General features: G+C 66.5%; 23 protein-coding genes and 1 tRNA gene. 19 read left to right on the forward strand and 5 right to left on the reverse strand.

Annotated elements, in window-relative coordinates; genetic code table 11:
• Positions 1–106: 106 nt before the first annotated feature.
• The 11 genes from kdsD to QZM67_RS33820 all read left to right on the forward strand — a co-directional run bounded on the left by kdsD (position 107) and on the right by QZM67_RS33820 (position 9340).
• Complete coding sequence (gene kdsD, locus QZM67_RS33770; protein WP_043187332.1) at positions 107–1090, forward strand: arabinose 5-phosphate isomerase KdsD; 984 nt, start codon at positions 107–109, stop codon at positions 1088–1090.
• The gene (locus QZM67_RS33775) at positions 1090–1626 is read left to right on the forward strand and encodes an HAD family hydrolase (RefSeq protein ID WP_301810082.1); all 537 of its coding nucleotides are present in this window, start codon (positions 1090–1092) and stop codon (positions 1624–1626) included. The genes kdsD and QZM67_RS33775 overlap by 1 nt, the downstream gene beginning before the upstream one ends.
• A 3-nt stretch (positions 1627–1629) precedes the next feature.
• On the forward strand, positions 1630–2244 hold the full coding sequence (lptC, locus tag QZM67_RS33780) for an LPS export ABC transporter periplasmic protein LptC (RefSeq protein WP_175025448.1): 615 nt from the start codon (positions 1630–1632) through the stop codon (positions 2242–2244).
• A gap of 20 nt (positions 2245–2264) precedes the next feature.
• Positions 2265–2930: a lipopolysaccharide transport periplasmic protein LptA gene (gene lptA / locus QZM67_RS33785; RefSeq protein WP_175025447.1), complete on the forward strand. Its 666-nt coding sequence runs from the start codon at positions 2265–2267 to the stop codon at positions 2928–2930.
• Positions 2927–3703, forward strand: coding sequence for an LPS export ABC transporter ATP-binding protein (gene lptB / locus QZM67_RS33790; RefSeq protein WP_034189275.1), 777 nt, complete (start codon positions 2927–2929; stop codon positions 3701–3703). Before lptA ends, lptB begins: the two co-directional genes overlap by 4 nt.
• Positions 3704–3863: 160 nt before the next feature.
• Complete coding sequence (locus tag QZM67_RS33795) at positions 3864–5369, forward strand: RNA polymerase factor sigma-54 (RefSeq protein ID WP_043187322.1); 1506 nt, start codon at positions 3864–3866, stop codon at positions 5367–5369.
• Positions 5370–5527: 158 nt separating this feature from the next.
• The gene (gene raiA / locus QZM67_RS33800; protein ID WP_006477786.1) at positions 5528–5887 is read left to right on the forward strand and encodes a ribosome-associated translation inhibitor RaiA; all 360 of its coding nucleotides are present in this window, start codon (positions 5528–5530) and stop codon (positions 5885–5887) included.
• Positions 5888–6055: 168 nt separating this feature from the next.
• Positions 6056–6595: a PTS sugar transporter subunit IIA gene (locus QZM67_RS33805; RefSeq protein ID WP_080741751.1), complete on the forward strand. Its 540-nt coding sequence runs from the start codon at positions 6056–6058 to the stop codon at positions 6593–6595.
• 129 nt (positions 6596–6724) lie between these two features.
• Positions 6725–7693 carry an HPr(Ser) kinase/phosphatase gene (gene hprK / locus QZM67_RS33810; protein ID WP_011353227.1) on the forward strand — a complete coding sequence of 323 codons (969 nt, stop codon included), beginning with the start codon at positions 6725–6727 and terminating at the stop codon, positions 7691–7693.
• Positions 7694–7768: 75 nt separating this feature from the next.
• Positions 7769–8677 (forward strand): RNase adapter RapZ, encoded by a 909-nt coding sequence (gene rapZ, locus QZM67_RS33815; RefSeq protein WP_043187318.1) that lies wholly within the window; start codon positions 7769–7771, stop codon positions 8675–8677.
• Positions 8678–8704: 27 nt separating this feature from the next.
• Positions 8705–9340: an LON peptidase substrate-binding domain-containing protein gene (locus tag QZM67_RS33820; RefSeq protein ID WP_043187316.1), complete on the forward strand. Its 636-nt coding sequence runs from the start codon at positions 8705–8707 to the stop codon at positions 9338–9340.
• A 96-nt stretch (positions 9341–9436) separates the two neighbouring features.
• On the opposite strand, the gene mutY is transcribed toward QZM67_RS33820, so the two are convergent.
• On the reverse strand, positions 9437–10543 hold the full coding sequence (gene mutY, locus QZM67_RS33825; protein ID WP_301810088.1) for an A/G-specific adenine glycosylase: 1107 nt from the start codon (positions 10541–10543) through the stop codon (positions 9437–9439).
• 24 nt (positions 10544–10567) lie between these two features.
• Positions 10568–11395 (reverse strand): bifunctional DNA-formamidopyrimidine glycosylase/DNA-(apurinic or apyrimidinic site) lyase, encoded by an 828-nt coding sequence (gene mutM, locus QZM67_RS33830; protein ID WP_175025445.1) that lies wholly within the window; start codon positions 11393–11395, stop codon positions 10568–10570.
• Positions 11396–11481: 86 nt separating this feature from the next.
• Between mutM and QZM67_RS33835 the strand changes: the two genes are divergently transcribed.
• The 8 genes from QZM67_RS33835 to hisC all read left to right on the forward strand — a co-directional run bounded on the left by QZM67_RS33835 (position 11482) and on the right by hisC (position 18641).
• On the forward strand, positions 11482–13305 hold the full coding sequence (locus QZM67_RS33835) for a tetratricopeptide repeat protein (RefSeq protein ID WP_043187307.1): 1824 nt from the start codon (positions 11482–11484) through the stop codon (positions 13303–13305).
• Positions 13305–13925 carry a lipoprotein insertase outer membrane protein LolB gene (gene lolB, locus QZM67_RS33840; protein WP_043187304.1) on the forward strand — a complete coding sequence of 207 codons (621 nt, stop codon included), beginning with the start codon at positions 13305–13307 and terminating at the stop codon, positions 13923–13925. The genes QZM67_RS33835 and lolB overlap by 1 nt, the downstream gene beginning before the upstream one ends.
• A 25-nt stretch (positions 13926–13950) precedes the next feature.
• Positions 13951–14832: a 4-(cytidine 5'-diphospho)-2-C-methyl-D-erythritol kinase gene (gene ispE / locus QZM67_RS33845; protein WP_174937826.1), complete on the forward strand. Its 882-nt coding sequence runs from the start codon at positions 13951–13953 to the stop codon at positions 14830–14832.
• Positions 14833–14887: 55 nt separating this feature from the next.
• A tRNA-Gln gene (locus tag QZM67_RS33850) sits at positions 14888–14964 on the forward strand.
• Positions 14965–15008: 44 nt separating this feature from the next.
• On the forward strand, positions 15009–15971 hold the full coding sequence (locus QZM67_RS33855; RefSeq protein ID WP_043187297.1) for a ribose-phosphate pyrophosphokinase: 963 nt from the start codon (positions 15009–15011) through the stop codon (positions 15969–15971).
• 160 nt (positions 15972–16131) lie between these two features.
• A complete protein-coding gene (locus QZM67_RS33860) occupies positions 16132–16737 on the forward strand; it encodes a 50S ribosomal protein L25/general stress protein Ctc (RefSeq protein WP_043187294.1) in 606 nt (201 codons plus the stop codon).
• Positions 16738–16858: 121 nt separating this feature from the next.
• Positions 16859–17458, forward strand: coding sequence for an aminoacyl-tRNA hydrolase (pth, locus tag QZM67_RS33865; protein ID WP_089451303.1), 600 nt, complete (start codon positions 16859–16861; stop codon positions 17456–17458).
• Between the two features lie 115 nt (positions 17459–17573).
• Positions 17574–18641, forward strand: coding sequence for a histidinol-phosphate transaminase (gene hisC / locus QZM67_RS33870; protein ID WP_301810094.1), 1068 nt, complete (start codon positions 17574–17576; stop codon positions 18639–18641).
• 84 nt (positions 18642–18725) lie between these two features.
• On the opposite strand, the gene QZM67_RS33875 is transcribed toward hisC, so the two are convergent.
• The 3 genes from QZM67_RS33875 to rsmD form a co-directional block, all read right to left on the reverse strand.
• Positions 18726–18992, reverse strand: a complete 267-nt coding sequence (locus QZM67_RS33875; RefSeq protein ID WP_175025443.1) for a YfhL family 4Fe-4S dicluster ferredoxin — start codon at positions 18990–18992, stop codon at positions 18726–18728.
• A 59-nt stretch (positions 18993–19051) separates the two neighbouring features.
• On the reverse strand, positions 19052–19549 hold the full coding sequence (gene coaD / locus QZM67_RS33880) for a pantetheine-phosphate adenylyltransferase (protein ID WP_031403077.1): 498 nt from the start codon (positions 19547–19549) through the stop codon (positions 19052–19054).
• 111 nt (positions 19550–19660) lie between these two features.
• Entirely contained in the window at positions 19661–20275 is a 615-nt protein-coding gene (gene rsmD / locus QZM67_RS33885; protein ID WP_301810098.1) for a 16S rRNA (guanine(966)-N(2))-methyltransferase RsmD, read from the reverse strand.
• Positions 20276–20336: the final 61 nt, after the last annotated feature.

The following is a 20336-nucleotide window of genomic DNA, read 5'->3' on the forward strand; positions in this document are numbered from 1 at the left end:
GTCGGGGCCACGGCAATGCGGGCGCGGGTGGTGGCGGTGGTCGGGCGACCTCGGACGAGTCCGAAGGCCCGGCGCGGCGAACAAACGCCTTTGCTATACTCCGCGCATGATAGCGAAAATCAATGATGATCGGGCGCTCGCGCTCGCCCGCGACGTGCTCGACATCGAGGCGGACGCCGTGCGCGCGCTGCGCGACCAGCTCGACGGCGGCTTCGTCCAGGCCGTCGCGCTGCTGCTCGGCTGCCGCGGCCGCGTGGTGGTGTCCGGTATCGGCAAATCGGGGCATATCGCCCGCAAGATCGCGGCCACGCTGGCCAGCACCGGCACGCCGGCCTTCTTCGTCCACCCTGCCGAGGCCAGCCACGGCGACCTCGGGATGGTCACCTCCGACGACGTCTTCATCGGCATCTCCTATTCCGGCGAATCCGAAGAACTCGTCGCGATCCTGCCGCTCGTGAAGCGGATCGGCGCGAAGCTGATCGCGATCACGGGCCGCGCGGAATCGAGCCTCGGCACGCTCGCCGACGTGAACCTGAACGCCGCGGTCTCGAAGGAGGCCTGCCCGCTGAACCTCGCGCCCACCGCGAGCACGACCGCCGCGCTCGCGCTCGGCGACGCGCTCGCCGTCGCCGTGCTCGACGCGCGCGGCTTCGGGTCGGAAGATTTCGCGCGCTCGCACCCGGGCGGCGCACTCGGCCGGCGCCTGCTCACCTACGTGCGCGACGTGATGCGCTCGGGCGACGACGTCCCGTACGTCGGGCTCGACGCGACGCTGTCGGACGCGCTGTTCCAGATCACCGCGAAGCGCCTCGGCATGACCGCCGTGGTCGACGCCGACGGCAAGGTCGCCGGCATCTTCACGGACGGCGACCTGCGCCGCGTGCTCGCGCGCGACGGCGATTTCCGCGCGCTGCCGATCACCGACGTGATGACGCGCGACCCGCGCACGATCGCGCCGGATCACCTGGCGGTCGAGGCCGTGGAACTGATGGAGCGCCACCGGATCAACCAGATGCTGGTGGTCGATGCCAACGGCGCGCTGATCGGCGCGCTGAACATGCACGACCTGTTTTCGAAGAAGGTGATCTGATGAGCGCAGCGCTGACTGCGGCCGAACGCGCGAACCGCGTGAAGCTGATGATTTTCGACGTCGACGGCGTGCTGACCGACGGCGGCCTGCTGTTTACCGCGGCCGGCGACACGATGAAGTCGTTCAATTCGCTCGACGGCCACGGCGTGAAGCTGCTCGGCGAAGCCGGCATCGCAACCGCGATCATCACGGGCCGCCGCTCGGAAATCGTCGCGGCGCGCGCGAAGGAAATGAAGATCGCGCACCTGTTCCAGGGCGTCGAGAACAAGCTTACCGTGTTCGCCGACCTGATCGCGTCGCTCGGCCTCACCGCCGACCAGTGCGGCTACATGGGCGACGACTGGCCCGACCTGCCCGTGATGCTGCGCTGCGGCTTCGCGACCGCCCCCGCGAATGCGCACCCCGAGGTGATCGCCCGCGCGCACTGGGTGGCCGAGGCCCGCGGCGGCCACGGCGCCGTACGCGAAGTCTGCGACGCGATCCTGCGCGCGCAGCGCCGCTACGACGCGCTGCTCGCGGCCGCCTGCGGAGCCTGACGGATGAACAAGCACTTCCGCTGGACCCAGTTGCTGCCGCTCGTCGCGGTCGCCGCGCTCGCGGGCATCACCTGGTGGCTGCTGCAGGCCACGCTGCCGCCGCCCGGCGAGGGCGCCGTGCAGCCGAAGCGCCATACGCCCGACTATTTCGCCGACAACTTCTCGGTCACCGAGCTCGACCAGTCCGGCGCGACCCAGTACCGGCTGACGGCCGCGAAGCTGATCCATTACGAAGACACTGAAGACAGCGACCTGACCGATCCGGCCGTGCGCGCGTTCCAGCCCGGCAAGCCGGTCGTCACAACCACCGCGAAGCGCGGCACCGTCAACGGCGATGTGTCGATCGTCGACTTGTACGACGACGCGCGCATCCTGCGTGCGGCCGGCGGCGGCGATCCGCAGATGCAGGCCGATTCCCAGCATTTCCGGATCTTCGTCAATGACGATGTGATCCAGACCGAAAAGCCGGTTAAACTTCAGCGCGGCCTGTCGCTCGTCAATGCGACCGACGGCATGAAGTACAACAACGTCACCCGGGTCATCGAGCTTTACGGCAACGTGCGCGGCACGATCGCCGCGGCGGACACGTCCGGCGGCTCGAAAGGTCAACCCAAGTGACGCTTCCCTCACGTGACTGCATGAACGAACCGTTCCCTCGACAGATTTCCGGCGGCGCTGCGCGCGCCGTCCGCGCCGCGCTTGCCGCGGCGCTCGTGGCGCTCCCGCTGGTCGGGCTGGCGCCGCTCGCCCATGCCGAGAAGGCCGACCAGAACAAGCCGATCAACGTCGAGGCCGACAACCTGACCTATGACGACCTGAAGCAGGTCACGGTCGCCACCGGCAACGTCGTGATCACGAAGGGCACGATCGTCATCAAGGGCGATCGCGTCGAAGTGCGCCAGGATCCGGAAGGCTATCAGTACGCAACCTCGTTCGGCAGCGGCAAGAAGCACGCGACGTTCCGCCAGAAGCGCGAAGGCATCGACGAGTACATCGACGGCGACGCCGAGCGCATCGACTACGACGGCAAGCAGGACCTGACCACGCTGACCACCGCCGCGACCGTGCGCCGCCTGCAGGGCACGTCGACGATTGCCGATACCGTGCACGGCAGCGTGATCACGTACGACGGCCAGCGCGACTTCTACACCGCGAAGGGCGGCAAGGACGTCGCCGCGCCGGGCAACCCGAACGGCCGTGTGCGCGCGATGCTGTCGCCGAAGAACGGCGGTCCTGCGCCGCTGAACGGCGCGCCGGCGAAGCTGTCGCCGTCGACCACGATCCAGGGGGCGCCGGGCCAATGAACGCGCTACCGAACCGCCAGCCGGCCGGCACCACGAGCTCGCTCGTCGTCCGCAACCTGAAGAAACGCTACGGCTCGCGCACGGTCGTCAAGGACGTGTCGCTCGACGTGAAGAGCGGCGAAGTCGTCGGCCTGCTCGGCCCGAACGGCGCGGGCAAGACCACGTCGTTCTACATGATCGTCGGCCTCGTGCCGCTCGACGCGGGCGAGATCTCGCTGAACGGCAGCTCGATCAGCCTGCTGCCGATCCACAAGCGCGCATCGCTCGGCCTGTCGTACCTGCCGCAGGAAGCGTCGGTGTTCCGCAAGCTGACCGTCGAGGAAAACATCCGCGCGGTGCTCGAGCTGCAGCACGGCGAAGACGGCAAGCGGCTGTCGAAGGACGCGATCTCGTCGCGCACCGAAGCACTGCTCGACGAGCTGCAGATCGGCCACCTGCGCGAGAACCCCGCGCTGTCGCTGTCGGGCGGCGAACGGCGCCGGGTCGAAATCGCGCGCGCGCTGGCCACCAACCCGAACTTCATCCTGCTCGACGAACCGTTCGCCGGCGTCGACCCGATCGCGGTGCTCGAGATCCAGAAGATCGTCAAGTTCCTGAAGCAGCGCAACATCGGCGTGCTGATTACCGATCACAACGTCCGCGAAACGCTCGGCATCTGCGACCACGCCTACATCATCAGCGACGGCTCGGTGCTCGCCGCCGGTGCGCCGAGCGAAATCATCGAAAACGAAAGCGTGCGCCGCGTGTACCTCGGCGAACACTTCCGGATGTAACTCCCCCCTCGTGGCTGGCTGCACCCCGCCCGGCGTCGCCGCGCGGGGCCGCGCCCCGCTTCGCGGCCATGCCCGCGGCCGGGCGGCGCGCCGCGCGTAATCGCGGATGGCTCAACGCGCCTGGGTCGTGGCAAACTGCCGGTATGACTCCCTCCTTGCCATGAAAGCCAGCCTTCAACTCCGCCTGTCGCAACATCTGGCGCTGACGCCCCAGCTACAGCAGTCGATCCGGCTCCTGCAGTTGTCGACGCTCGAATTGCAGCAGGAAGTCGCGATGGCCGTCGCGCAGAACCCACTGCTCGAGAACGACGACGAATGGATCGCGAGCCCGCTGCGCGTCGCAGCGGACGGATCGTTGATCGCGCAGACGCCGCCCGCGCAGAACACCGAGCCCACTTCGACGAACAGCAGCAGCTCGTCGAGCGATCGCGCCGAGCGCGACGAGCCGGCCGGCGCGGACGAGTACGACGGTTACGGGTCCGGTGACGGCAACGACGGCCCGCAGTGGAATCTCGACGAATTCGGCCGCTCGAGCGGCGCATCCGACGACGACGACCTCCCCCCGCTGCAGGTACAGGAAGCGGCGACGTCGCTGCGCGACCACCTGTCCGCGCAGTTGCGCGTCACGCAGGCCGGCCCGCGCGATCGTGCGCTCGTGATGTTCCTGATCGAATCGCTCGACGACGACGGCTACCTGACCGCGACGCTCGATGAAGTGCTCGCCGACCTGCCGCCCGAGCTGGAGATCGACTGCGACGAACTGAACGCGGCGCTCGCGCTGCTGCACAGCTTCGATCCGGCCGGGGTCGGTGCCCGCTCCGCCTCCGAATGCCTGAAGCTGCAGTTGCTGCGCCTCGATCCGTCCCCGACGCGCACGCTCGCGCTCGAGATCGTGTCGCAGCATCTCGAACTGCTCGCCGCCCGCGACTTCACGCGGTTGCGCAAGCACCTGAAGGCGAGCGACGACGCGCTGCGCGACGCGCACACGCTGATCCGCTCGCTGGAGCCGTTCCCCGGCGCCGCATACGGCAAGGCCGAGGCCGACTACGTCGTGCCCGACATCATCGTGAAGAAGGCCGGCCAGGGATGGCTCGCGGAACTCAATCCGGAGGTCGTGCCGCGCCTGCGGATCAACAACCTCTACGCGAACATCCTGCGCAACAGCCGCGGCGATCCGTCGGCCGGTTCGCTCAAACAGCAGCTCCAGGAAGCACGCTGGCTGATCAAAAACATCCAGCAGCGATTCGACACGATCCTGCGTGTCGCGCAGGCGATTGTCGAGCGTCAAAAGAACTTCTTTGCGCACGGTGAAATTGCCATGCGCCCCTTGGTTTTGCGGGAAATAGCTGATACGCTGGGCCTACACGAGTCGACTGTCAGCCGTGTGACAACCGGGAAGTACATGCTGACCCCGTTCGGGACGCTTGAATTTAAGTACTTCTTCGGATCTCACGTTTCGACCGACACCGGAGGCGCCGCTTCGTCGACAGCCATCCGAGCCCTCATCAAGCAACTGATAGGAGCTGAAGACCCTAAATCGCCACTTTCGGACAGCCGCATTGCCGAGCTGCTGGCAGAACAAGGATTCGTGGTCGCGCGCCGCACGGTTGCGAAGTACCGCGAAGCCCTCAAGATCCCGGCAGTGAATCTGCGCAAGTCTCTTTAAGCCTGCTGCCTGCCCGGCGGCAGGCGTGTTCCGGCCACCGCGCATACGGGGAACAGGCCGGGCGACCTGTCCGCGATACGCCGCCTCGTGCGGCACGGGCAAGTCGACCGGAGCGCCGCCTCGATGCGGCCGGGTGGTCACTCGCTTGGAGAAGCACTATGAACCTGAAGATCAGTGGACATCATCTCGAAGTCACGCCTGCAATTCGCGAATACGTGATCACCAAGCTGGACCGGGTGCTACGGCATAGCGATCAGGTGATCGATGGCACTGTGATCCTCTCGGTCGACAACCACAAGGAAAAGGACAAGCAGCAGCGCGCGGAAATCAACCTGCACCTGAAGGGCAAGGACATCTTCGTCGAAAGCGCCAACGGTAATCTGTATGCAGCGATCGATCTGCTGATCGACAAGCTGGATCGCCAGGTCGTCAAGCACATGGAGCGCCTGCAAACGCACGCGCACGACCCGATCAAGCTTCAACCGTCGATCGACCAGATCGAACTGCCGCCGCAGTAACCTTCAACGCAACACACACGTCGCCCGGTTCGCCGGGCGTTTTTTTTGCGACTCCGCGCAGTGGTGCAACCGGTCTGTCCGCGCTGCGCCACGCACGCGGCTGTGCTCTATAATGTTCCGGTTATCGCCGGGGGGCGCTGGACGCGGTAGCTGCCTTGCAGGTTGCCGATGCCGAACGCCTTGATATCGCCGAACATGGGTAATCAGTCTGCCGCCGCAAGGAGACCCCAGGCCGCCCAATCGCCTGCCAACATGAATCGCCTAGCCAAAATCCTGCCCATAGAGAACGTCGTCATCGACCTCTCAGTCACCAGCAAGAAACGCGTGTTCGAACAAGCCGGGCTGATGTTCGAGAATCAGAACGGCATCGCCCGCAGCACCGTCACGGACAACCTGTTCGCGCGCGAGCGCCTCGGCTCGACCGGGCTCGGCGAAGGCGTCGCGATTCCGCACGGGCGCATCAAGGGTCTCAAGCACCCGCTCGCCGCGTTCGTCCGGCTCGCCGATGCGATCCCGTTCGAAGCCCCCGACGGCCAGCCCGTCGGCCTCCTGATTTTCCTGCTCGTGCCCGAGCAAGCCACCCAGCAGCACCTCGAGATCCTGTCGGAAATCGCGCAACTGCTGTCCGATCGCGACGCGCGCGAGCGTCTGCACAACGAAACGGATGTCGCCGAGTTGCATCGCCTGCTCACTCAGTGGCAACCTTGAGTTGATCCGGGCGGAATATTTTCCCGTACGCGGCGGCACACGCCGCCGTTCAGGGCCGCCCGGCGCCGGCCCGGCATGGCGATGTCCGTCGCCGCACGCACGCACCGGCCCATTGGAGTGACGAAAGTCATGGATACGTCCAGCATCAACGCCCAGAGCATCTTCGACGACAACGCGGCCACGCTGAAACTGAGCTGGCTGACGGGGCATGAAGGCTGGGAACGCGGCTTTTCGGCCGACACCGTCGGCAATGCCACCTCGAGCGCCGACCTCGTCGGCCACTTGAACCTGATCCACCCGAACCGGATCCAGGTGCTCGGCGAAGCCGAAATCGACTACTACCAGCGGCAGACCGACGAAGACCGCTCGCGCCACATGGCCGAGCTGATCGCGCTCGAGCCGCCGTTTCTCGTCGTCGCCGGCGGCGCCGCCGCGCCCCCCGAACTCGTGTTGCGCTGCACGCGCTCGTCGACCCCGCTGTTCACCACGCCGATGTCGGCCGCCGCGGTGATCGACAGCCTGCGGCTCTACATGTCGCGGATCCTCGCGCCGCGCGCGACGCTGCACGGCGTGTTCATCGACATCCTCGGGATGGGCGTGCTGCTGACCGGCGACTCGGGCCTCGGCAAGAGCGAACTCGGCCTCGAACTGATCAGTCGCGGCCACGGCCTCGTCGCCGACGACGCGGTCGATTTCGTCCGACTTGGCCCCGATTTCGTCGAAGGGCGCTGCCCGCCGCTGCTGCAGAACCTGCTCGAAGTGCGCGGCCTCGGCCTGCTCGACATCAAGACGATCTTCGGCGAAACCGCCGTGCGGCGGAAAATGAAGCTGAAGCTGATCGTCCAGCTCGTGCGGCGCCCGGACGGCGAATTCCAGCGCCTGCCGCTCGAAAGCCAGACCGTCGACGTGCTCGGCTTGCCGATCAGCAAGGTCACGATCCAGGTCGCGGCCGGCCGCAACCTCGCGGTGCTCGTCGAGGCGGCCGTCCGGAACACGATCCTGCAGTTGCGCGGAATCGACACGTTGCGCGATTTCATGGATCGGCAACGACTCGCGATGCAAGATCCCGACAGTCAGTTCCCCGGCAAACTGGTGTAACCCGCACGCGCCGGCCGCGCAACGCCGACGCGTCGAGCCGGTGCTATGATGAAACGTCAGGATTCTCTGCTTCCCATGCGCATCGTCCTTATCACTGGCATCTCCGGCTCAGGCAAGTCCGTCGCGCTGAACGCGCTCGAAGACGCAGGCTATTATTGTGTCGACAACCTGCCGCCGCACGTGCTCCCCGAACTTGCCCGCTACCTCGCCGAGGACGGCCAGCGCCGGCTCGCGGTCGCGATCGACGCGCGCTCGAGTGCGTCGCTCGACGAAATGCCCGGCCTGATCCGCGAGCTGTCGCGCGAACACGACGTGCGCGTGCTGTTCCTCAACGCAAGCACCCAGGCGCTGATCCAGCGCTTCTCCGAAACGCGCCGCCGCCATCCGCTGTCCGGTTCGCTGTCGCACGATGCGAACGTCGGCCTGCTGTCGTCGCTCGAGGAAGCGATCGAGCGCGAACGCCACCTCGTCGCGCCGCTCGCCGAATTCGGCCACCAGATCGACACGAGCACGCTGCGCGCGAACGCGCTGCGTACGTGGGTCAAGCGCTTCATCGAGCAGAAGAACAACGACCTGATGGTGATGTTCGAATCGTTCGGCTTCAAGCGCGGCGTGCCGCTCGACGCCGACCTGATGTTCGACGTGCGCGCGCTGCCGAATCCGTACTACGACCATGAGTTGCGCCCGCTCACCGGGCTCGACCAGCCGGTCATCGCCTTTCTCGACGCACTGCCGATCGTCCACCAGATGATCGACGACATCCATGCGTTCCTGATGAAATGGCTGCCGCACTTCCGCGATGACAACCGCAGCTACCTGACCGTCGCCATCGGCTGCACGGGCGGGCAGCATCGTTCGGTGTTCATCGCGGAAACGCTCGCCACGCGCCTTGCGCACGAGGCGAATGTGATCGTGCGGCATCGTGACGCGCCAGTGGATGTCGACGCGTCGTCGCGGCTCGTCTCCGAGGTCGACCGACCCTAGCGACGCACGCCCCAACGCCCGCGCGCCATGTCCTCCCTATCGACCACCCTGATCGACCTGCCGCTGTTTCCGCTGCACACGGTGCTGTTTCCGGGAGGCCTGCTCCCGCTCAAGGTGTTCGAGGCGCGCTATCTCGACATGTCCCGCGCGTGCCTGCGCGACGACGCACCGTTCGGCGTGTGCCTGCTGAAGAGCGGGCCCGAAGTCGCGCAGGACGGTGCTGTATCGGTGCCCGAGACCATCGGCTGCATGGCGCGCATCACCGAGTGCGATACCGGCGAATTCGGCATGCTGTACCTGCAGGCGGTCGGCACGCAGCGTTTCGAGCTGCTGTCGTATCGCGTCGAAGGCAACGGGCTGCTGGTCGGCATCGCGGAGCCGCTGCCCGACGACATCCCGCTCGAAGGCGAGCAGACGCTCGCGCAATTCGGCTCGTGCGCCGAGGTGCTCGAGCGCATCATCGACGCGCTGAAGAAGTCCGAACCGGGCAAGATGCCGTTCGGCGAACCGTTCCGCCTCGACGATCCGAGCTGGGTGTCGAACCGCCTCGCGGAACTGCTGCCGCTCGACCTGCGCGCGCGGCAGAAGCTGATGGAGTTTCCGGACGTCGGCGCGCGCATCGACGCCGTGCACCACGTGCTCGGCCGGCACGGCTGGTTATAAAGGCCCCCAGACCTGGCGCTCCGCGCCAGGCCCCCGAGGGGGTCAAGAAAACTTGGGACGGCCCGGCGTTTTCTTGAGCGCGCCCCCTCCCCTTCGTTACAGCAGCGGCCCGCTCAGCGCATCGAGCAGCTTGCGCACCGGTGCCGGCACGCCATACGCGTCGAGCCGGCTCAGCGGCACCCAGGCGGTGTCCGCGTCCCGCGCGCCCGAAGGCAGCCCGCCACCGTCGGCCATGTCGCTCAGCCGCGGCTCGATCTCGAGCCGGAAATGCGTAAACGTGTGCGTGAGCGGCGCGAGCGGCACCGTGCCGCCGCCGCCGAAGCCGCGCGCGAGTTCCGCGAGCGCGGCGTCGCCGTCCGCTTGCGGCAGGCTCCACAGCCCGCCCCAGATGCCGGTCGGCGGCCGCCGCTCGAGCAGCACGGCGTCGCCGTCGCGCAGCACGAGCATCCAGGTCTTGCGCGTCGGCACGGCCTTCTTCGGCCGCGCGGCCGGCAGTTCGCGCTGGCGGCCCGTCGATTGCGCGACGCAGTCGCCCGCGAACGGGCAGCGCGCGCAATCGGGCTTGCCGCGCACGCACAGCGTCGCGCCGAGATCCATCAGCCCCTGCGTATAGGCGCTCACGTCGGCCGCGTTCGCGGCGTCGGGCAACAGCGATTCGGCGAGCGCCCACATGTCGTTCTCGACCCGCTTCTCGCCCGGAAAGCCCTCGATGCCGAACACCCGCGCCAGCACGCGCTTCACGTTGCCGTCGAGGATCGTCGCGCGCGCGCCGTATGCGAACGACGCGATCGCCGCGGCCGTCGAACGGCCGATGCCCGGCAGTTCGGCAAGCGCGTCGGGGGTCGCGGGAAACGCGCCACCGTGCTCGGCGACGACGACCTGTGCGCAGCGGTGCAGGTTGCGCGCGCGCGAGTAGTAGCCGAGCCCCGCCCACAGCGCCATCACGTCGTCGGTCGGCGCGGCCGCGAGCGCGGCGACGTCGGGGTAGCGTTCGAGAAAGCGCGTGTAATACGGGATGACGGTCGACACCTGCGTCTGCTGCAGCATGATTTCCGACAGCCAGATCCGGTACGGATCGCGGGTGTTCTGCCACGGCAGGTCGTGGCGGCCATGCTCGCGCTGCCACGCGACCAGGCGCGTGGCGAACGTGCGGTGCAGCGGCGTAACGGGGAACGGAGCGGGGGCGATGCGGGGCGGCTTCAAGTTATCTAATCGTGAAAAAAGGTTTCAACGCTGGCACGTCGGACAGAAATAGGTCGACCGCTGGCCCTGCACGATCTGGCGGATCGGCGTGCCGCATACGCGGCAAGGCTGGCCCGCACGGTCGTAGACGAAGCAGTCGAGCTGGAAATAGCCGCTTTCGCCGTTGCTGCCGACGAAATCGCGCAACGTGCTGCCGCCGCGCTCGATCGCGTCGGCGAGCGTCGCGCGCACCGCATCGGCCAGCCGCTCGTAGCGCGGCAGCGAGACCTTGCCCGCGGCCGTCGTCGGCCGGATGCCCGCGCGAAACAGGCTCTCCGACGCATAGATGTTGCCGACGCCGACGACCATGTCGCCCGCGAGCAGCGCCTGCTTGACCGACACGGTGCGGCCGCGCGTGCGCGCATGCAGCAGCGCGCCGGTAAACGCCGGCGAGAACGGCTCGACGCCGAGGCTCGCGAGGAGCGGATGCGCATGCACGTCGCCCGCTTCGCGCGGGTGCCACAGCACCGCGCCGAAGCGGCGCGGATCGCGGAACCGCAGCACGAATTCGTCGAAGATCCAGTCGATGTGGTCATGCTTCGCGGCAGCCGGCACGCCGTCCGCGGGCAGCACGCGCAGCGTGCCGGTCATGCCCAGATGGACGATGAACCAGCCCGCATCGACCTCGAACAGCAGGTACTTGCCGCGACGCTCGACGGCGAGCACCTCGCGCGCGCGCAACTGCTCGGCGAGCCCGGCCGGCACGGGCCAGCGCAGCATCGCGGTACGGACGTCGACACGCTCGACGCGGCGGCCTGCGACAAAGGGCTCGATGCCCCGGCGCGTGACTTCGACTTCTGGCAACTCTGGCATTGTTTGCGGGTCTGAGACTGGATTACCGATCGTGCGTGTATTGTAGCGAGCGCGTTACAATCGGTTGAAACATCGAACGGATTTCCATGACCCTGCCCTCGAAGCTGCTTCAGAAGCGCCCCGCCGCCGAGCGCGGCGCACGCGCCTTCCCGGTCCGCCGTGCACTCGGCGCCGCGTTGTTTGCTGCCTGGACCCTTACCGCCTTCCCGGCCCACGCGCAGGATCCGGCATCGGACGACGCGGAGCCGCAGGGTGCGTTCGAGCACGTGATGCCGGACGAGCAAAAGAATCTCCCCAGCGTGCCGCTGACGAGCCAGATCGTCTACCAGGTGCTCGCCGCCGAGGTCGCGCTCCAGCGTAACCAGCCGGCGCCGGCCTACCAGACCTACCTCGCGCTCGCCCGCGACACGCGCGATCCGCGCATGGCGCAGCGTGCGACCGAGATCGCGCTCGGCGCGCAGAGCCCGGCCGACGCGCTGTCCGCCGCGAACCTGTGGCGCCAGTACTCCCCGGATTCGAACCGCGCATCGCAGGTCGACGCCGCGTTGCTGGTGCTCGCCGGCAAGCCGGCCGACGCGCAGCCGATGCTCGCGCGCGAGCTGGCACGGGCGACCGGCGAGACGCGCGGCCCGGCGATCCTCGCGCTGCAGGCGCTGCTCGTGCGCGGCTCCGACCGCGTCGGCGGCCTCGCGGTGCTGAAGGACATGCTGAAGAACGACCTGAACCGGCCCGAGGCCCAGCTCGCGATCGCGCGCCAGCAGCTTGCCGTCGACGACAAGGACGGTGCCGCGCAGTCGCTGAAGCAGGCGCTGCAGATCCGCCCCGACTACCTGCCGGCCGCCCTGATGCTGTCGCAGATGGGGCCCGCGGAACGTGCGGCGGGCATCGCGTCGTTCGAGAAGTATGTTCAGCAGAATCCGAAGTCGCGCGATGCGCGGCTCGCGCTGTCGCAGCTCTATCTCGCCGACGATCGCCTCGACGACGCGCAGAAGCAGTTCGAGACGATGCGCAAGCTCGACTCGAAGGATCCGACGCCGCTGATGGCGCTCGCGCTGATCAAGATCCAGCAGAAGAAGCTCGACGAAGCGACCGTCTACCTGAAGCAGTACGTCCAGCTCGGCGACAAGCAGCCGAACCTCGACGTCGGCCAGGGCTACATCTACCTCGCGCAGATCGCGATCGACCAGGACAACGACGCGCAGGCGTCGCAATGGCTCGACAAGGTCGACCAGACGAGCCAGCACTACCTCCCCGCGCAGATCACGCGCGCGCAACTGCTGCAGAAACAGGGCAAGACCGACGAGGCACGCAAGGTGCTCGACGACCTGCCGATCACGGATCCGCGCGATGCGGCCGTGGTCGCACGCACCGACGCGTCGATCCTGTTCACCGCGAAGCGCTACCCGGAAGCCGAGGCCCGGCTCGGGCAGGCGGTCCAGGACTTCCCCGACGATCCCGACCTGCGCTACGACTACGCGATGGCGGCCGAAAAGACCGGCCACTACACGACGATGGAAAAGCAGCTGCGCGAGCTGATCCGCACGCAGCCCGACAATCCGCAGGCGTACAACGCGCTCGGCTATTCGCTCGCCGACCGCAACCAGCGGCTGCCCGAAGCCAGCAAGCTGATCGACAAGGCGATGACGCTCGCGCCGAACGACGCGTACATCATGGACAGCCTCGGCTGGGTGAAGTACCGGATGGGCGATACGGCCGGCGCGGCGAAGGTGCTACGGCGTGCGTACGAACTGCAGCCGAACGCCGAAATCGGCGCGCATCTCGGCGAAGTGCTGTGGAAGAGCGGCGCGCAGGACGACGCGCGTACCGCGTGGCGTGCCGCGCAGAAGCTCGAGCCGGACAACGACACGCTCGTGCAGACGCTGAAACGCCTCCAGATCAACGGTCTCTGATGCAGATGTTCCCGATGTTTTCCCTGTCCTCCCGCGCGCAGCGCACGCTGGCCGCAGCCGGCGCGGCGCTCGCGCTCGCCGGCTGCGCGAGCACGCCGCCGTCGGCAAACGCGCCGACCGGTGCGGCGCTGCAGACTGCCGCAACGCACGCTTACCATGGCCGTTTCGCGGTGCAGTACGACGACCGTCTCGGCAAGCAGCAGAACGTGTACGGCAACTTCGACTGGCAGGAGCACGGCGACGACGTGTCGCTCGAGCTGCGCAGCCCGCTCGGCCAGACGCTCGCGGTCGTGAAGTCGACGCCGCAGGCGGCGTCGCTCGAATTGCCGAACCGTCCGACGCAATATGCGCCGGACGTCGGCGACCTGATGCAGAAAACGCTCGGCTTCGAACTGCCGCTCGCGGGCCTGCGCTACTGGCTGCTGCCGACCGCCGCGCCCGCGACGCACGCGGAGACGGTGCGCGATCCGGCCGACGGCACGCGCGTCAAGCAGATCCGCCAGGACGGCTGGACGATCGACTACCTCGCCTACGCGGATGCCCCGGCCACGGGCGTCAAACGCGTCAACCTCGTGCGCGCGACACCGCCGCTCGACATCAAGCTCGTGCTCGATCAGTGAGCACCTGCCTAGCCCAGACATACGCATGACCGATTCGACCCGCTCGCTGCGCAACTGCCTTGCGCCCGCGAAACTCAACCTGTTCCTGCACATCACCGGCCGCCGTCCGAACGGCTATCACGATCTGCAGAGCGTGTTCCAGCTGCTGAACTGGGGCGACACGTTGCACTTCACGCTGCGCGACGACGGTCGCGTCGCGCGCGTCACCGACGTGCCCGGCGTACCCGAGGAAAGCGACCTCGTCGTGCGCGCGGCCAACCTGCTGAAAGCGCATACGGGCACCGCGCACGGTGTCGACATCGAGATCGACAAGTGCCTGCCGATGGGAGCCGGCCTCGGCGGCGGCAGTTCCGACGCGGCGACGACGCTGCTCGCGCTGAACCGCCTGTGGCAACTCGACCTGCCGCGTGCCGAGCTCCAGTCGCTCGCGGTAAAACTCGGCGCAGACGTCCCGTTTTTTATTTTTGGAAAAAATGCGTTCGCAGAGGGTATCGGAGAAGAATTAGCTGAGGTACAATTGCCGACTCGCTGGTTCTTGGTTGTAACGCCCCGCGTTCACGTCCCAACCGCTGAAATATTTTCAGATGAGTTGTTGACAAGAGATTCGAAGCGCGTCACAATTACGGACTTTCTTGCACAGCAAAGCAGCGATGCGGGATGGCCAGATAGTTTCGGTCGGAACGATATGCAGCAAGTTGTAACAAGTAAGTACGCGGAAGTTGCGCAGGTGGTCAAATGGTTGTATGATGTGACCCCCGCGAGGATGACCGGCTCCGGAGCAAGCGTGTTTGCAGCGTTTCACAGCAAACATGAGGCAGAAGCGGCGCAAGCCAAGCTGCCCACCGGTTGGAATGGTGCAGTTGCCGAGAGCCTGAACGAGCATCCGCTCTTCGCTTTCGCGTCATGAAGTTTTACTTTGCCGAACGGCCTACACGAGTTCGGTAAAGCAGTCAGTTAAGTGTAGGGGAGTCGCCAAGTTGGTCAAGGCACCGGATTTTGATTCCGGCATGCGAGGGTTCGAGTCCTTCCTCCCCTGCCAAAAATTTTCCCGCATTTCCCGCCCAAGCCTGAAGCAGGTGCACGATGAGCAGCCACAGCCATGATGGCCTGATGGTCTTTACTGGCAACGCGAATCCCGCGCTCGCCCAGGAAGTCGTCAATATCCTTGGTATTCCCCTCGGCAAAGCAATGGTCAGCCGTTTCTCCGACGGCGAGATCCAGGTCGAGATCCAGGAAAACGTGCGCGGCAAGGACGTCTTCGTCCTGCAATCCACGTGCGCACCGACGAACGACAACCTGATGGAACTGATGATCATGGTCGATGCGCTCAAGCGCGCATCCGCCGGCCGGATCACTGCAGCCATCCCCTACTTCGGCTATGCCCGTCAGGATCGCCGCCCGCGTTCGGCGCGCGTCGCGATCTCGGCGAAGGTCATCGCGAACATGCTGGAAATCGCCGGCGTCGAGCGGATCATCACGATGGATCTGCACGCCGACCAGATTCAGGGCTTCTTCGACATCCCGGTCGACAACATCTACGCAACGCCGATCCTGCTGGGTGACCTGCGCAAGCAGAACTACTCGGATCTGCTCGTCGTGTCGCCGGACGTCGGCGGCGTGGTGCGTGCCCGGGCACTCGCGAAGCAGCTCAACTGCGATCTCGCGATCATCGACAAGCGTCGCCCGAAGGCGAACGTCTCCGAAGTGATGAACATCATCGGTGAAGTCGAAGGCCGCACCTGCGTGATCATGGACGACATGGTCGATACGGCAGGCACGCTCTGCAAGGCCGCGCAAGTGCTGAAGGAACGCGGCGCGAAGCAGGTATTCGCCTACGCGACGCACCCGGTGCTGTCGGGTGGCGCAGCCGATCGCATCGCTGCGTCGGCACTCGACGAACTGGTCGTCACCGACACGATCCCGCTGTCCGCCGAATCGCTGGGCTGCTCGAAGATCCGTGCACTGACGAGCGCGAGCCTGCTGGCCGAAACGTTCTCGCGGATCCGCCGCGGCGATTCGGTGATGTCGCTGTTCGCGGAATCCTGATCGCGAATCGACTGAACAAAGCATGCGCAGAAAGCGAAGCGGCAACGCTTCGCTTTTTGCACAATCGGACGGGATAGACGAAACCCCGCCGTTTCATCGGGGGCCGCTGTTTGACGGCCCCGTTTTACTGCCTGGTCGCGGGCAGCTATTGGAGAATCACATGAAAGTCGTCGCTTTCGAGCGCCAAGAGCAAGGTACGGGTGCGAGCCGCCGCCTGCGCAACGCTGGTAAGACCACGGGTATCGTTTACGGTGGCGAAGCAGCCCCGCAAAAGATCGAACTCGATCACAACGCCCTGTGGCACGCCCTGAAGAAGGAAGCTTTCCACTCGTCGATCCTCGACCTCGAAGTGGCCGGCCAGTCGCAACAGGTTCTGCTGCGCGACGTGCAATACCACCCGTTCAAGCAACTGGTGCTGCACGTGGACTTCCAACGCGTTGACGCGAAGAAGAAGCTGCACACGAAGGCTCCGCTGCACTTCCTGAACGCTGAAGTCAGCCCGGCTGTGAAGCTGTCGAGCGCGATCGTTTCGCACGTCGCGACGGAAATCGAAATCGAGTGCCTGCCGGCTGACCTGCCGGAGTTCCTCGAAGTCGACCTGTCGAAGATCGAAGCGGGTCAATCGCTGCACGCGAAGGACATCACGCTGCCGAAGGGCGTCGCGCTGGTCGCGCACGTCGACGCGGAAAACCCGGTTGTCGCATCGGCGACGGTCCCGGCTGGTGCCGTGTCGGACGCAGCAGAAGGCGAAACGCCGGCTGCCTAAGCGGGCTGCTTACGCGCCCCATCGATCCGTTTCTCGAAACGGTCGACGCAACCCGCCGCGGCTTGCCCGGCGGGTTTTTCTTTTTCTGCGCCCAGGCGGCCGTTGCCGCCTTCGAAACGTCATGATCAAACTGATCGTCGGCCTCGGCAATCCCGGGGCAGAATACACCGCGACGCGCCACAATGCCGGCTTCTGGCTGATCGACCAGCTCGCCCGCGAAGCGGGCACGACGCTGCGCGACGAACGCCGCTTCCACGGCTTCTATGCGAAAGCGCGCCTGCACGGCGAGGAAGTCCACCTGCTCGAGCCGCAAACCTACATGAACCGCTCCGGCCAGTCGGTCGTCGCGCTCGCGCAATTCTTCAAGATCCTGCCCGACCAGATCCTCGTCGCGCACGACGAGCTCGACCTGCCGCCCGGCACCGTGAAACTGAAGCTCGGCGGCGGCAGCGGCGGCCACAACGGCCTGAAGGACATCACCGCGCATCTGTCGTCGCAGCAGTACTGGCGGCTGCGGATCGGCATCGGCCATCCGCGCGACCTGATTCCGGAAGGTGCACGCGCCGGCGCGAAGCCCGACGTCGCGAACTTCGTGCTGAAGCCGCCGCGCCGCGAGGAACAGGACGTGATCGACGCGTCGATCGAACGCGCGCTCGCCGTGATGCCGATGGTCGTCAAGGGCGAACTCGACCGCGCGACGATGCAGCTGCATCGCAACTGACCGCGTCGCACCGCGACGGTGCATCGGGCCGTCCGGCGTCACCGGGCGGGTCCACCCGCCCCACCCTGCGCGCACATGCGGTAATCTGGTCGCTTTGCCCGACAGGAGCCAAGCGGTGAGCCGTTACTGGAGCGACGTCGTTCAGCAACTCGTGCCTTACGTGCCGGGAGAGCAGCCCGCGCTCGCACACCCCGTCAAGCTGAACACCAACGAGAATCCCTATCCGCCGTCGCCGCGCGTCGTCGCGGCGATCGCGCGCGAACTCGGCGAGACCGGCGACACGCTGCGCCGCTATCCCGACCCGGTTGCGCGCGCGCTGCGCGAGACGGTCGCGGCCCATCACCGCATCAAGCCCGAGCAGGTGTTCGTCGGCAACGGCTCCGACGAGGTGCTCGCGCACACGTTCCAGGCGCTGCTCAAGCACGACCGGCCACTGCGCTTCCCCGACATCACGTACAGCTTCTATCCGACCTATGCGCGCCTGTACGGCGTCCAGACGTCGATCGTGCCGCTCGCGGACGACTTCTCGATCCGCGTCGACGACTATCTCGACGATGCCGGCGGCGTGCTGTTTCCGAATCCGAACGCGCCGACCGGGCGCGCGCTGCCGCTCGCGGACGTCGAACGGATCGCCGCCGCGAATCCGTCGTCGGTCGTCGTGATCGACGAAGCCTATGTCGACTTCGGCGCGCAGTCCGCGATTACGCTGATCGACCGCCATCCGAACCTGCTCGTCGTGCATACGACGTCGAAGGCGCGCTCGCTTGCGGGCATGCGCGTCGGTTTCGCGTTCGGCGATGCCGCGCTGATCGACGCGCTGAACCGCGTGAAGGACAGCTTCAACTCGTACCCGCTCGACCGGCTCGCGCAGGTTACCGCGCAGGCCGCGTACGAAGACACCGATTATTTCAGCGCAACCTGCCGGCGCGTGATCGACAGCCGGACGCGGCTCACGCACGCGCTCGACACGCTCGGTTTCGACGTCGTGCCGTCGGCCGCGAATTTCGTGTTCGCGCGCCATCCCGCGCACGACGCGGGCGCGATTGCGGTAAAACTGAAGGAACGGGAAATTTTCGTGCGGCACTTCCGGCTGCCGCGGATCGACCAGCACCTGCGCATCACCGTCGGCACCGACGCCGAATGCGATGCGCTCGTCGCGGCGTTGCGCGAGCTGCTGGCCTGAGACGAAAGAACCGGCGCCAGGCGGCGCCGATCGGGATGCGTGACGTGCGTGCCGACGAACTCGAGCGCGCGCGTCACCTCCGGGTCACGACGCGTCGTCGCCCTTCCCGGCGGTCAACGCGTGATACTTCTCCATCAATTGCGCGTGCGATTCGTCATGCTGCGGATCGCGCGGAATGCATTCGACCGGACACACCTGCTGGCACTGCGGTTCGTCGAAATGGCCGACGCACTCGGTGCACTTGTTCGGGTCGATCACGTAGATATCCGGGCCCATCGAAATCGCGCCGTTCGGGCACTCGGGCTCGCACACGTCGCAATTGATGCACTCGTCGGTAATCATCAAAGACATACTGATCTCACTTCTTCAGGCCAGCGGCCGGCTTCGCAACGAAACCGGCCGGCGCCGCATCACGCGGCAGGGCCTCCCATCGCAGCGACTTTCTCGGTCAGCCACTTCTCGACGGACGGGAACACGAACTTGCTGACATCGCCGCCCAACTGCGCGATTTCCCGCACGATCGTCCCCGAGATGAACTGGTACTGATCGGACGGCGTCATGAACATCGTCTCGACGTCGGGCAGCAGGTAGCGGTTCATCCCCGCCATCTGGAACTCATATTCGAAATCGGACACGGCGCGCAGGCCGCGCACGATCACGCGCGCATTGTTGGTGCGGACGAAATCCTTCAGGAGGCCGGTGAAACTCATCACCTTCACGTTCGGATAATGGCCGAGCACCTCGTTCGCAATCGTCAGACGTTCTTCCAGCGAGAAGAACGGCTTTTTCGCGCGGCTGTCGGCAACACCGACCACCAGCGTATCAAAAATGCTCGACGCACGCCGCACGAGGTCTTCGTGCCCGCGTGTCAGCGGATCGAACGTACCGGGATACACGGCGACTACCATGTCGCTCCTCCTGTCATCACGCAAACGGGATGGCAGCCGTGCGATGCGCACGCCGCTGCCGAGATGGGCATGCGTCGCCTTTGCGGCGCGCCGCCTCGTATGGAACGCGCATTATTCATCATTTTCGCGCCGCAGCAAATGATAGTGAACCGCCCCGGCCTTGCCGTGCTTCACGACCTGCCAGCCTGCGAGCGCGTCGTGCGCGGCCGGATCGAGCTCCGCCCCCGTCTCGACGTACAGCGCGCCGCCCGCCGCGACGAGCGATGCCGCCAGCGCGATCGCGCGCTCGAGCACGGCCAGATCGCCGAACGGCGGATCGAGAAACACGACGTCGAACGCGCCCGGCGTGAGCCCGGCCGCGAGCCGCAACGCGTCCGCTTCCGCGACCTCGACCGCACGCGCGCCGAGCTTGTCCTTGATCGTGCGCAGCTGCTGCGCGGCACGCGGATGACGCTCGACCATCACGACGCTCGCCGCGCCACGCGACGCGGCCTCGAAACCGAGCGCTCCGGTGCCCGCGAACAGGTCGAGGCAACGCCGGCCTTCGAGATCCTGGCCGAGCCAGTTGAACAGCGTCTCGCGCACGCGATCGGGCGTCGGCCGCAGGCCGTCGAGATCGAGCACCGCGAGCGGCGTGCGTTTCCAGTCACCGCCGATGATGCGGATCGTGTGCGGCTTGCCGCGGCTGGAAGGGGCCGCCGGGCGGCCGGAAGAGGAACGGGACATACGGAATATCGACGACGGAGGGACCGGGCGCGCGCGGGGGCGCACCGCCAAACAGGCGCAC

The sequence above is a fragment of the Burkholderia sp. AU45251 genome (assembly GCF_030482905.1).
Taxonomy (GTDB): domain Bacteria; phylum Pseudomonadota; class Gammaproteobacteria; order Burkholderiales; family Burkholderiaceae; genus Burkholderia; species Burkholderia aenigmatica.